10 protein-coding genes and 1 pseudogene are annotated in these 11,952 nt (G+C 67.5%); 8 read left to right on the top strand and 3 right to left on the bottom strand.

Going from position 1 to position 11,952, the window contains the following annotated elements; all coding sequences use genetic code 11:
- Nucleotides 1-101: 101 nt before the first annotated feature.
- Together CA606_RS10085 and trpE are read left to right on the top strand one after the other, a co-directional pair.
- Nucleotides 102-2,066: a peptidylprolyl isomerase gene (locus tag CA606_RS10085; RefSeq protein ID WP_096051250.1), complete on the top strand. Its 1,965-nt coding sequence runs from the start codon at nt 102-104 to the stop codon at nt 2,064-2,066.
- Nucleotides 2,066-3,607: an anthranilate synthase component I gene (gene trpE / locus CA606_RS10090; RefSeq protein ID WP_096051249.1), complete on the top strand. Its 1,542-nt coding sequence runs from the start codon at nt 2,066-2,068 to the stop codon at nt 3,605-3,607. Before CA606_RS10085 ends, trpE begins: the two co-directional genes overlap by 1 nt.
- Nucleotides 3,608-3,629: 22 nt before the next feature.
- Here the strand turns inward: trpE and CA606_RS10095 are convergent, their stop codons facing one another.
- Nucleotides 3,630-3,839: a hypothetical protein gene (locus CA606_RS10095; protein WP_096051248.1), complete on the bottom strand. Its 210-nt coding sequence runs from the start codon at nt 3,837-3,839 to the stop codon at nt 3,630-3,632.
- A 214-nt stretch (nt 3,840-4,053) separates the two neighbouring features.
- On the opposite strand from CA606_RS10095, the gene CA606_RS10100 reads away from it, so the two are divergent.
- The 6 genes from CA606_RS10100 to lexA all read left to right on the top strand — a co-directional run bounded on the left by CA606_RS10100 (nt 4,054) and on the right by lexA (nt 8,924).
- Nucleotides 4,054-4,650, top strand: coding sequence for an anthranilate synthase component II (locus CA606_RS10100; protein WP_096051247.1), 597 nt, complete (start codon nt 4,054-4,056; stop codon nt 4,648-4,650).
- A gap of 8 nt (nt 4,651-4,658) precedes the next feature.
- Nucleotides 4,659-5,684 (top strand): anthranilate phosphoribosyltransferase, encoded by a 1,026-nt coding sequence (gene trpD / locus CA606_RS10105; RefSeq protein WP_096051246.1) that lies wholly within the window; start codon nt 4,659-4,661, stop codon nt 5,682-5,684.
- A complete protein-coding gene (trpC, locus tag CA606_RS10110) occupies nt 5,681-6,469 on the top strand; it encodes an indole-3-glycerol phosphate synthase TrpC (RefSeq protein ID WP_096051245.1) in 789 nt (262 codons plus the stop codon). Before trpD ends, trpC begins: the two co-directional genes overlap by 4 nt.
- 95 nt (nt 6,470-6,564) lie before the next feature.
- Nucleotides 6,565-7,155, top strand: coding sequence for a lysophospholipid acyltransferase family protein (locus CA606_RS10115; protein WP_096051244.1), 591 nt, complete (start codon nt 6,565-6,567; stop codon nt 7,153-7,155).
- A gap of 50 nt (nt 7,156-7,205) precedes the next feature.
- Nucleotides 7,206-8,048, top strand: coding sequence for a class I SAM-dependent methyltransferase (locus CA606_RS10120; RefSeq protein WP_096051243.1), 843 nt, complete (start codon nt 7,206-7,208; stop codon nt 8,046-8,048).
- A gap of 171 nt (nt 8,049-8,219) precedes the next feature.
- The gene (gene lexA, locus CA606_RS10125) at nt 8,220-8,924 is read left to right on the top strand and encodes a transcriptional repressor LexA (protein ID WP_096053807.1); all 705 of its coding nucleotides are present in this window, start codon (nt 8,220-8,222) and stop codon (nt 8,922-8,924) included.
- Nucleotides 8,925-8,989: 65 nt separating this feature from the next.
- Here lexA and CA606_RS10130 read toward each other — a convergent pair whose 3' ends face one another.
- Together CA606_RS10130 and CA606_RS10135 are read right to left on the bottom strand one after the other, a co-directional pair.
- A complete protein-coding gene (locus CA606_RS10130) occupies nt 8,990-9,757 on the bottom strand; it encodes an isocitrate lyase/PEP mutase family protein (protein ID WP_096051242.1) in 768 nt (255 codons plus the stop codon).
- Nucleotides 9,758-9,759: 2 nt separating this feature from the next.
- Nucleotides 9,760-11,873: pseudogene (locus CA606_RS10135) on the bottom strand (ComEC/Rec2 family competence protein); the annotation flags it as partial.
- Nucleotides 11,874-11,952: the final 79 nt, after the last annotated feature.

Consider the following 11,952-nt stretch of genomic DNA (forward strand, 5'->3'; position numbering starts at 1 on the left):
GTCCACGCCGCTTGCCCCCTCGCCTTCGGCTCTACTATACCCGCTGCTCTCGACCGCCGCGTCCCTGTGCGCAGCGGTCCGTCTGGAAGGTTTTCGCGCTCATGCTCGCCGGTTTCCGCAAGTTCGCCAAATCGCCCTTCGCGGTGGTGCTGTTTGGCTTGCTGATTGTCAGCTTCGCCATCTTCGGCATCAGCGACGTGTTCAAGGGGCCGCAGGGCTCGGGCGTGATCAATGCCGGCTCGCGCACCATGTCCGCTGCGGATTTCAAGCAGCGTTTCGACAACTATCGCAAGGCGATGGAGCAGCAGAACGGGACGGCCCTGACGCCTGACCAGGCCGTCGAGCAAGGCGTCGATCGCCAGATTGTTCAGGAACTGGTGCTGCAGGAGTCGCTGGCCGCCGCCTTGCACAAGATGGGCGTCGCGCCGTCCGACAAGCTGGTCGCCGACACCGTGCGCGAACAGATGAGCCAGTTGCCGCCCGCGACGCGCCCGTTCGACCCCATCACCGGCAAGTTTGATTCTCGCGCCTATGCGGCGCTGATGCAGCAAAATGGCCTGACGCCCGAGGGCTACGAAGCCGCGCTGCGCGACGAGATCGCCCAGACGCACTTCTTCTCGGCCATCGCCGACGGCCTGAAGGCTCCACGCATCTATGCCGCGCTTCAAGGCGCCTACATGCTGGAAGCCCGGGAAATCTCGGCCTTTGTCGTCAATCCCGCTTCCGTCCAGCGCCCCAACCCGCCGACCGATGCGCAATTGATGGCGTTCATGAAGGAAAACGCCGACCGTCTGACGCGTCCTGAAACCCGCGTCCTGTCGATCATGCGCGTCAGCGCTGCGGCGCTGGAGCCCTCCGTCACGATCAATCCGGCTGACGTTCAGAAGGCTTTCGACTTCCGCAAGGACAGCCTGGCCCGGCCGGAAACCCGCACGATCGTCCAGATCGCGGCCCCGGACGCCAAGGCGGCGGCGGTGATCTCCCAGCGCCTCGCCAAGGGCGAGGACCCGGCGGCGGTCGCCAAGGCCTACGGCAAGACGCCGCTGGTCCTCGCCGACAAGCCCAAGACCGCCGTTCCGGATCGCAAGGTCGCGGACGCCGCCTTCGGGCTCGCGGTCGGCCAGGTCAGCGGCCCGATCACGGGCGACCTGGGCGTAGCGGTCGTCAAGGTGACCAAGATCACCCCCGGCGCTGTCGCCTCGCTGGAAAGCGTCCGCCCGCAGATCGAAGCCGAGGTTCGCAGCCAGACGGCGCAGGCCAAGGCCTATGAACAGACCCAGACCTATCAGGACGCGCGCGACGCGGGCGCTGACCTGCTCTCGGCGGCCAGCAAGGCCGGCGCGCTGGTCATCACGACCGCGCCGGTGACCGCGCAGGGCGCTGACCAGATGGGCCAACCGTTCGCCGGCCTGACGCCGGACATCGTCAAGACCGCGTTCGACCTGTCGCAAGGCGGCGAGAGCGAACTGGTCGAGGCCGGCAAGGGCGACTACTACGCCGTCAAGGTCGAGCGGATCATTCCCGCGGCCCTGCCGCCGCTGGCCGAGATCAAGCCGCAGCTGACCGCCGTGTGGTTTAACCAGGAAATGGCCAAGCGGATGAAGGCCAAGGCCGATGAGCTCGCCGCGCGCGCCAAGAAGGGCGAGAGCCTGGACGCGGTCGCGACGGCGGCGCAGTCCAAGGTTCAGAAGATCCCGGGCGGCCTGACGCGCCAGAACGCCCAGCAGAACATGGCCCTGGGCCAAGAGTTCCTGGGCGCGGCCTTCTCGGCCAAGCCGGGCGCGATCTTCACCGCGCGCGCCGGTCAGCAGGGCGAGGCCTATCTCGTCGCCAAGCTTGACACGGTCCGCGCCGCGCCGACCGCAAACGTCGCGCAGATCGCCGTTCTGGCCGGGGGGCAAGCCGCCAATGGCCTGATGCGCGATCTGGCCGAGGCCACCCGCGTGGTCGCCAAGACCCAGATGAAGGCCAAGAGCAACCTGACCCTGGCGCGCCAAGCCATCGGCGTCGACACCGACGCCCTGGCCAAGGCCGAGGCTGGCAAGGCTGGAAAGAAGGCCGAGTAATGAGCCTGGAGCCCGCGTTCGACGCCTTTTCGGAAGCCTATGACGCCGGACGGCAGCAGGTCGTCTGGACCCGCCTGATCGATGATCTGGAAACGCCGGTCTCGGCCTATCTGAAGATCGCTCAGGCGCGGCCCTACAGCTTCCTGTTCGAAAGCGTCGAGGGCGGCGCCTGGCGCGGTCGCTATTCGATCGTCACGATGAACCCGGACCTCGTCTGGCGGTGTCGCGGCGACCAGGCCGAGATCGCCGAGGGCGAGGACATCGCCGCTGGCCGGTTCACGCCCCAACCGGGCGGCGCGCTCGACAGCCTGCGGGATCTGGTGGCGCGCTCGCGCATGGACCTCCCGAAGGGCCTGCCGCCCATGGCCGCCGGCGTGTTCGGCGCCTTGGGCTATGATCTGGTGCGCCTGGTCGAGCGTCTGCCGGACGTCAATCCGGACGCCTTGAACCTGCCTGATGGCATCATGACCCGCCCGTCGATCGTGGCGGTGTTCGACGCCATCGCGCAGGAGATCATCCTGACGACGACGGTGCGTCCCCAGGCCGGAGTTTCTGCCAAGGCGGCGCATGATCAGGCCCGCGCGCGCATCGAGGCGGTGATGGCCGACCTGCACCGGCCCCTCGCCCACGACGCACCGCGCCCGCCGCGCGGGCCGATGGACTTCACCACCCCGGTCAGCCGCGCCGACTACGCCGAGGTCGTGGCCAAGGCCAAGGACTACATCGCCGCCGGCGACATCTTCCAGGTCGTGGCCAGCCACCGCTTCCGCAGCCCCTTCGATCTGCCGCCGTTCGCGCTGTATCGGTCGCTGCGCCGGACCAACCCGTCGCCCTTCCTGTTCTTCCTGAACCTCGACGGCTTCAATCTGGTCGGCTCCAGCCCCGAGATTCTGGTTCGTCTGCGTGACGGCAAGATCACCATCCGGCCGATCGCCGGCACGCGCCCGCGCGGAGCGACCCCGGAGGAAGACGCCGCGCTCGAGGCCGAGCTGCTGGCCGATCCCAAGGAACGCGCCGAGCACCTGATGCTGCTCGATCTTGGCCGCAACGATGTGGGCCGTGTGGCGATGCTGAACCGCCACGGCCGTAACGCGCCGCCCGAGCAAGAGCGCCCGAAGGGCCCGAACGTCCGGGTGACCGAGAGCTTCACGATCGAGCGCTACAGCCACGTGATGCACATCGTCTCGAACGTCGAAGGGACCGCGCCCGAGGGTGTCGACCCCGTGGACGTTCTGATGGCCGCCCTGCCCGCCGGAACCCTGTCGGGCGCGCCCAAAGTGCGCGCCATGGAGATCATCGACGAGCTGGAAGTCGAGAAGCGTGGCATCGGCTACGCCGGTGCCGTCGGTTATTTCGGCGCTGACGGCGCGGTCGACACCTGCATCGTGCTGCGCACGGCGCTGGTGAAGGACGGCATGATGTACGTGCAAGCCGGTGGCGGCATTGTCGCCGACAGCGACCCGGACGCCGAGTACGACGAGACCCTGCACAAGTCCCGCGCCCTGAAGCGCGCGGCCGAAGAAGCCTGGCGATTCAGCTGAGCCTGAGGGCTGCTTTGTTCCGCTAAGGACCGCCCAGCCGATCGTCGGGAAGGTGTTGCGTCACCGCTGGCGGCGCCAGCACCATCACCGTGGCGAAGCTCAACGCGCAGAACGCGGCGAAGGCCGCGGCGGCCAGCACAGGCGCCATCTTCTGGATGCGTTGCTTGGGCCGCAGCAAAGCGCGGACATAGGCGACGGCGACGGGGTCCAAGGCGGAATCACGCGGGTCCATGAGCCTATGATGCTCAAGTCCGCGATCGCTGTAACCGTTACGGAAGGCCGCAGGCGAAAATGGCGCTAGATATTGCTCCCGCTCAGGCCAAAGGTCTTTTGGATCGTCATCCAAACGACCTCATTCTGGTTGAAACCTGGAGCGCGTTCGAGCGGCGAAACCGCTTACACTTTCGCCTAACGCGCTCTAGAACCGCACCTCGAAAGGCGGCGTCATGATCCTCGTCATCGATAACTACGACAGCTTCACCTACAACCTCGTCCACTATCTGAACGAGCTTGGCGCCGACACGGCCGTCTACCGCAACGACGCGCTGACCGTGACCGAGGCCCTGGGCCTCAAGCCGGCCGCCGTGCTGCTGTCGCCCGGCCCCAAGGCTCCCGATCAGGCGGGCATTTGCCTGCCGCTGCTGGAGGCCGCGCCCGCCGATCTGCCGATCCTCGGCGTTTGTCTGGGTCACCAGGCCATCGGCCAGGCGTTCGGCGGTGAGGTGATCCGGGCCAAGGCCGTCATGCACGGCAAGGTCAGCAAGGTGCGCCACAACGACAAGGGCATCTTCAAGGGCCTACCCAACCCCTTCACCGCCACGCGCTACCACAGCCTGGCCGTGCGCCGTGAAGACCTTCCGGACGACCTGGAAGTGACGGCCTGGACCGATGACGGCGAGATCATGGGCGTGCAGCACAAGACGCGTCCGATCTTCGGCGTCCAGTTCCACCCTGAGTCGATCGCCACCGAAGGCGGGCACCAGATGCTGGCCAACTTCATGGATCTGGCCGGCGTCAAACGCGACGCGGCGGTCTGGGTCTAGGCTTTCCGATGTCCGACGCCTTCAAGCCCCTTCTGGCGAAACTCGCCGATGGCCAGACCCTCGACGACAGCGACGCCGAGGTCTTCTTCGCCGCTTGCCTGCGCGGCGAGCCGACACCGGCGCAAGTCGCCGCCGCCGTGACCGCCATGCGCCTGCGCGGCGAGACCGTGGGCGAGATCGCGGCCTGCGCGCGCGCCATGCGCCGCGCCGCTATCCCGCTGGAGCATCCGTATGACGTCATCGACGTTTGCGGCACCGGCGGAGACGGCCTTCACACCCTGAACATCTCCACCGCCGTGGGCTTCGTGGTCGCCGGAGGCGGCCTCAAGGTCGCCAAGCACGGCAACCGCGCCATCACGTCCAAGTCCGGCACGGCCGACGTTCTGACCGCGCTCGGCGTGAATATCGACGCCACGCGCGAGCAACAGCGCAAGGCGCTGGACGAGGCCGGCATCTGTTTCCTGTTCGCCCAGGCCCATCACGGCGCGATGAAGCATGTCTCGCCGATCCGCCAGCAGCTGGGTTTCCGCACGATCTTCAACCTGCTGGGCCCGTTGACCAATCCAGCCGGCGCCAAGCGTCAAGTGGTCGGGGTCTCGGCGCCGCGCTTCGTCGAGCCTATCGCCAAGGCCCTGGGGGCTCTTGGGGCCGAACGCGCCTGGTCGGTTCACGGCTCGGGCATGGACGAACTGGCGACCACCGGCGAGACGGAGGTCGCCGAATGGCGCGATGGCGTCATGCGCCTGTTCAAGATCACGCCCGAGGCCGTCGGCCTGCCGCGCGCTTCGTTGTCGGACCTGACGGGCGGTGATCCTGCGTTCAACGCGGCCGCGCTGACGCGTCTGTTCGACGGCGAGGCCGGCGCCTATCGCGATATCGTCCTGCTCAACGCCGCCGCGGCGTTCCTGGTCGGCGACAAGGTCGAGACCCTGGGCGAAGGGATCGCACTGGCCGGCGACGTCATCGATAGCGGGCGCGCCAAGACCGCCCTCGCAGGCCTTGTGGCCGCCACCAATACGGAAGTTCCCGCGTGACCGACATTCTGGCCAAGATCGCCGCCTACAAGCGCGAGGACGTCGCGGGCCGCAAGCTGGCGCGTTCCCAAGCCGGTGTCGAAGACGCGGCCAAAGCCGCTTCAGCGCCACGCGGGTTCAAGGCCGCGCTGGAAGCCCGTCATTCGTCCGGTAAGCTGTCGCTGATCGCCGAGATCAAGAAGGCCTCGCCGTCCAAGGGCCTGATCCGCGAAGACTTCGACCCGCCCGTCCTGGCTAAGGCCTACGAGGCCGGCGGCGCGGCCTGCCTCTCGGTGCTGACCGATGGGCCCAGCTTCCAGGGCGCGGATGAGTATCTGGTCGCCGCTCGGGCGGCGGTCGCCCTTCCCTGCATCCGCAAGGATTTCCTGGTCGATCCCTGGCAGGTGGCCGAAAGCCGCGCGCTGGGCGCCGATGCGATCCTGGTGATCCTGGCCATGATCGACGACGTCCTGGCGGCGGAGCTGATGTCCGAGGCTCGCCGCATGGGCATGGACGCCCTGGTCGAGGTGCACGATGAGGCCGAGATGGCCCGCGCGGCCAAGCTGGGATCCGATCTCGTGGGGATCAACAACCGCGATCTGAAGAGCTTTGTCGTCGATCTGGCGGTGACCGAGCGTCTGTCGGCGAAGGCGCCCGAAGGCGCGCTTCTGGTCACCGAAAGCGGCATCTTCACCCACGACGACGTCGTCCGCATGGAAGCCACTGGCGCCAAGGCCATGCTGGTCGGCGAAAGCCTGATGCGGCACGCGGACGTGACGAGCGCCACCCGCGCCTTGATCGGTTGAACCCAAAACGGGCTTTCCTGACGCTGGCGCCTTAGGGCAAAGCAGTCCCATCCTTCCAACGTCGCCGCGCCGAGAACGCGGCTGAGGAAACGTGCATGAACTGGCTCGCGCGAGTCGTGAAATGGGCCCTGGCCACGAACTTTAAGCTGCAGGGCTGGAAGATCGAGGGCGCGCCTCCTGAGACGCGGAAGTTCGTCGTGATCGCCGCGCCCCATACCAGCAACTGGGACTTCGTCTATTTCGTCGGCGCCGCCGATGCTCTGGACCTCGACCTGAGCTTCATCGGCAAGGCCTCGCTGTTCAAGGCGCCCTTCGACCAAATGATGCGTGATCTGGGCGGCATCCCCCTGGATCGCGAGCGCTCCAAGGACATGGTCAAGGCGATGGTCGAGGAGTTTGGCCGCCGCGACACGTTCATGCTGACGATCGCCCCGGAAGGCACGCGCGGCAAGGCGCGCCAATGGAAGACGGGCTTCTACCACATCGCGATGGGCGCCAAGGTGCCGATGGTGCTGGGCATGATGGACTATCAGCGGAAGGTCGTGAGCCTTGGCCCCGCCATCTATCCGACCGGCGACTACGCCGCCGACATGCGCCGGATCGCCAGCTTCTACCAGAGCTGCACGCCCAAGTTCCCCGAAATGGCCACGCGGTTCGACGATCTCGACGCCGCGCCGGACGCGTAAGACCAAACCCTGGTCTATAAGGCGGGCGCCGTTCTGACCGGGAGAATCGGATGCGCGACCTTCTGACCGCCTTGAAGACACTCGCGCCGCGCCCGCTTCGCGACGCGGTCGGTCGGCTGCGGTCGTCGACGCCCGCGCCCGCCGTCGACAGCGTCGCCGCGCCAGAGGCGGTGCGAGCGCCGCCTGAACTGTGGCACCTGGTCGGCGCTGCGGACGCCGACTTCGTGCGGGTCGGCCAGCAGTTCAAGGCGCTGTTTCTCGACGCGGGCCTCAAGCCTCATCATGCGATCCTCGATGTCGGCTGCGGGATCGGGCGCGCCGCCGCGCCTCTGGTCGACTATCTCGATGAGAACGGCCGTTACGCCGGGTTCGACGTCATGGCCGAGGCCATCGCCTGGTGTCGCGCCAATATCGCCGTCGGCGACCCGAGGTTCGAGTTCCTCCACGCCGACATGCACAGCGACCGCTACAATCCGGGCGGCTCCCAGCCGGCCAGCGCCTATGTCTTCCCCTACCCCGACGCCAGTTTCGACTATGTCTGGCTGGGTTCGGTGTTCACCCATCTGCTGGCGGCCGACCAAGCGCAGTTTGCGCAGGAGATCGCGCGGGTCCTGAGGCCTGGCGGCATCAGCATCGTCTCCTGGTACCTCATCGATGACGAGGCCAGGGCCAACACCGGAAGCGGCCAGATCGCCTTCGATTTCGTCCACCCGCTGAACGGATGCTGGACCGCAACCCCCGAGTTGCCCGAGGCGGTGATCGGCTACGAGCTGCCGCTGATCCAAAAGCAGTACAAAGATCTGGGCCTTGAGATCCTCAACCAGGCGCTTGGGGTCTGGCGGCGCGAACCGCTGCAGGACCAGGACATCATCGTGGCGCGCAAACAGGCCTGAAAGATTTCATTAAGCTTTTGATTCTTTGCGCATTTTGCCGATTTCGACACCTAACCGACTGAAATTTCGAGCCTTTCCCGCGTTAACGAAGCTCGGCTTGACTTTGACGCGGAACACCAGGAGAACATTCGAAAGGTTTGCGGTTTGTTCCGCGCTCCAGCCGAGGCCGACATGCTCACGCGCAAGCAGCACGAACTGCTGATGTTCATCCATGAACGGATCAAGGAAACCGGCGTCTCACCGTCGTTCGACGAGATGAAGGAAGCTCTGGATCTGGCGTCCAAGTCGGGGATCCATCGCTTGATCACCGCTCTCGAGGAACGCGGGTTCATCCGCCGCCTGGCGCATCGAGCCCGTGCGTTGGAAGTGGTGAAGCTGCCACAGCAGGCCACGACCGCCGCGCCGCCCAAGGGACGCGGCGCATTCCGCCCGCAAGTCTTCGAAGGCGGTGGCGCGCCGCCGCCGGCCAGCAGCGCCGCAGCGCCGGCCAATGACAGCCGCGAGCTGCCCATCCTGGGCAAGATCGCCGCCGGCACGCCGATCGACGCGATCCAGCACGAGCGCGATCGGCTGCCGGTGCCAGAAGCGATGCTTGGCGGCGGCGAGCACTATGTCCTGGAAGTCCAGGGCGACTCCATGATCGAGGCCGGTATCCTCGACGGCGACTATGTGATCATCAAGAAGGGCGACACCGCGACGTCGGGCGAGATCGTCGTCGCGCTGGTCGGCGAGGAAGCCACGCTGAAGCGCCTGCGCAAGAAGGGCGGCTCCATCGCCCTTGAGGCCGCCAATCCAAAGTACGAGACCCGCATCTTCGGCCCAGATCAGGTCGAGGTGCAGGGTAAGCTGGTCGGTCTGATCCGGCGCTATCACTAAGCCTCAGCGCTCGGCGCGCCAGAGATAGGGCCCTGATCCTGCAAGGGATCAGGGCCTCTTCGTGTCTAGGCCTTGGACGCCAGCCGTCCCTCGTTGGCCAGTCGCTTGGCCATGACGTCGAAACCCGCCCAGGACGCCGCTGCGAGCGCCCCGCCCGTGCTGACTCGCCGCACGCCAAGCCTAGCCAGGCTGTCGACCGTCATGTCGTCCCCCCAGAGCAGTACGTTCACAGGCTTGGGCGCGACGGCGTCGACGAGCGCCTTGATCTCGACTGGATCGGTGATGGCTGGGGCATAGAGACAGTCCGCCCCGGCGTCGGCATAGGCCTTCAGGCGTTCGAGGGTCGGCGCCAGTTCGCGGCGTCCGCGCAGATAGCCTTCGGTGCGGCCCACGAGCATCACATCCCGTCCGCTCGCGTCGATCGCAGCGCGCGCGGCCTTGAGTCGCTCCACGGCCACAGGGAGCTCATAGAGCGCCGTGCCGGACCAGTCCTCGATCGAGAGCCCTGCGACACCGGTTTCGATCGCCAAGGTCACGCTCTGGGCCACCTGCGCAGGCGTCTCTCCAAAACCGTTCTCGAAGTCGGCGTTGACCGGCAGATCGGTGGCCGCGCACAGCATCGTCAGATGGGCGATGACCTCGTCACGCGTGACCTCACCATCGGACTTGCCCAGCGCCCAGGCCATGCCCGCGCTAGTCGACGCCAGAGCGTGGAACCCCAACTGTTCCAGCCGCTTGGCGCCGCCCGCATCCCACGGGTTGGGCAGCGCAAAGCAACCTTCACCATGCAGCGCGCGAAACGCGGCGCGCCGGTGGGCGTAAGGATCTGACATGGCTAGGCCTCCGGGGGTTGAACGCTATAGGTCGGCCGTTTCCTAGCCCTGTTCGCGCCACGGACTGTCAGTAGCCGCTCCAGGGGCGGACGCCGCGCAACGGCTGCGCCCAGACAATCCGCCAGCCGTCGGGCTGTCGATAGAGCTCGGCTGCGCCATGGCGTGCAAAGTCCTCGCCCGTCAGCAGCACGGTTTCGGCGCACAGCGGCGGGATGCGAGGCGGCGCAGGCCCGCGCACCACCACGACTTCGCTTCGAACGCAGAGGCCGCTGAGCGTCTCGGCGTCTGGAGCCTTGCGAGACCACGCCAGAGACAGGCGCACCGGGGCGCCCAGATCTGGCGCGCAAACCCATCGGTCGCAGCCGTAGAGGCTCCAGGTGGTCGGCTGAAGACCCCTGCGTCGCGCCCACAGCTCGGCCCCGAAACGTTTTGCATCGGTCCGGAGCAGAACCGCGGCGTCACCCGAACGCACGGCGGCCGTCGCGCCGTCGGCGGCAATCCAGGCGTCCGGCGGCGTCGACCTTGGCCATAGGGCGACGGCCAGCGCCAAGGGCGCGCCGATCCAGCGCAGGCGGCCCTTCCAGAGGCACAGGACCATCAGGCCCAGGAAGGCCAGAAGCAGGACCTGCGGCGGGGCGCTGGCGACGACATGCTGAGCGCCGTGGGCACCGGCGAACAGACCCGCGACACCCAGCATAGCGTCTACGCCCCATCCGGCGATCGCCAGGAACGGGGCGCCCAGCCCGATCGGCTCCAGGACGGCGCCGATCGCCAGGAACGGCATGATCACGAACGAGGACAGCGGCGCTACAAGCAGGTTCGCCGGCAGCCCCCACACCGCGACCCGGTTGAAGTGCTGCATGGCGAAGGGAGCCGTGGCGAGACCCGCTACGAAACTGGCCATGACGCTGGCGGCGAGCCAGGCGACGGCGGCCTGCGGCGCTTGAATCCACCACGGCGTCGACAGTTCCCGAACCGGCCTGGGCCAGGCCTCGGCCAGCGCGACCAGGGCGGCCGTTGCGGCGAAGGACATCTGGAAACCCGGCTCCCCCGCCGTTTCGGGCTTGAGCAGCAGGATCAACAGCGCCGCCAGCGCCAGACCATGCAGGGTGATCGCGCGTCGATCGAACAGGATGGCCAGGAAGGCCACACTGGCGGTGATGGCGGCCCGCTCTGCGGGCGGCGGCGCACCTGAGACGACGAGATAGCCCAGAACGGCGACAAGCCCCGCCGTCGCCGCGATCTTCTTGCCCGGGGCGCGCAGCGCCAGCCACGGCCAGGCGGCGACGCCCAGTCGGAAGGCGACGAAAACAAAGCCGCCCACGATCGCCATGTGCAAGCCCGAGATCGACAGAATGTGAGCCAGGCCCGAAGCGCGCATCGCCTCGGTTTGACCGTCGGTGATCCAGGCCTCGTGCCCGGTCACCATGGCCGCCCCGACACCGCCGCTGGTGGGCCCCATCCTGGCGAGCAGCCGCTGGGCTAGGTCCCACCGAAAGGCGTTCACCGCCATGTTGAGGCGCAAGCGCGCGGGCGGAGAATCGAGCCTGGCGCTTTCGATGTCGCCGATGGTGAAGCCCACCCCGCCGATAGAGTCGAACCACGCGTCGCGGGCGAAGTCGTAGGCGCCGGGCGCAGCGGGCGGCGGAGGCGGTCCCAGCATCGCGCGAAGGCGAATCGCGCGTCCCGGTTGCGGTATTGGGTTCTCGCCGATCGTGACGCGGATCCGACGCGGCGTGTCTTCTGGCTTCAGCCCCGCGATTCTCACCGGCGCGATCAGCACACGCTGTCCACCGGCGCCGGGACTGACCACGTCCACCACGAACCCTTCAACACGCCGCACCACACGCTCGCCACCGACGACCGGCGCAGCCACCTGCTCGCTGCGAACCTTGGCGGCGAAAGTCCCAGCCGCGCCAAAGGCCGCCAAGCCCAGCAACACCGCCAGGATCGCAGGCGCATTCCAGCGCCGCGCCGCCCAGGCCAAAAGGGCCAAGCCCGTCGCCAGAAGGCCCAAGCCCCACAGCGCTGGCTCAGCGCGCGCCTCAAGATACGCAGCGGCGCCTAGCCCAAACGCCACGGGCGCCCAGAGGAAGCGGCGATCAAGGTTGCCCGACGCCTCGGTCGACGTAGCCCGCCACAGCGCTCGCCAGCGCAGGACGCCCGGCGAAGCCGGCGGTCGCCCCATCTCGCCT

The sequence above is a fragment of the Caulobacter vibrioides genome, from assembly GCF_002310375.3.
Taxonomy (GTDB): domain Bacteria; phylum Pseudomonadota; class Alphaproteobacteria; order Caulobacterales; family Caulobacteraceae; genus Caulobacter; species Caulobacter vibrioides_D.

What these genes read in the sequence shown, in the direction of transcription:
- CA606_RS10100 (WP_096051247.1), top strand. Translation starts at nt 4,054, where the DNA reads ATGATCCTCGTCATCGATAACTACGACAGCTTCACCTACAACCTCGTC.
- CA606_RS10120 (WP_096051243.1), top strand. Translation starts at nt 7,206, where the DNA reads ATGCGCGACCTTCTGACCGCCTTGAAGACACTCGCGCCGCGCCCGCTT.
- trpD (WP_096051246.1), top strand. Translation starts at nt 4,659, where the DNA reads ATGTCCGACGCCTTCAAGCCCCTTCTGGCGAAACTCGCCGATGGCCAG.
- CA606_RS10130 (WP_096051242.1), bottom strand. Translation starts at nt 9,757, where the DNA reads ATGTCAGATCCTTACGCCCACCGGCGCGCCGCGTTTCGCGCGCTGCAT.
- lexA (WP_096053807.1), top strand. Translation starts at nt 8,220, where the DNA reads ATGCTCACGCGCAAGCAGCACGAACTGCTGATGTTCATCCATGAACGG.
- trpE (WP_096051249.1), top strand. Translation starts at nt 2,066, where the DNA reads ATGAGCCTGGAGCCCGCGTTCGACGCCTTTTCGGAAGCCTATGACGCC.
- CA606_RS10095 (WP_096051248.1), bottom strand. Translation starts at nt 3,839, where the DNA reads ATGGACCCGCGTGATTCCGCCTTGGACCCCGTCGCCGTCGCCTATGTC.
- CA606_RS10115 (WP_096051244.1), top strand. Translation starts at nt 6,565, where the DNA reads ATGAACTGGCTCGCGCGAGTCGTGAAATGGGCCCTGGCCACGAACTTT.
- CA606_RS10085 (WP_096051250.1), top strand. Translation starts at nt 102, where the DNA reads ATGCTCGCCGGTTTCCGCAAGTTCGCCAAATCGCCCTTCGCGGTGGTG.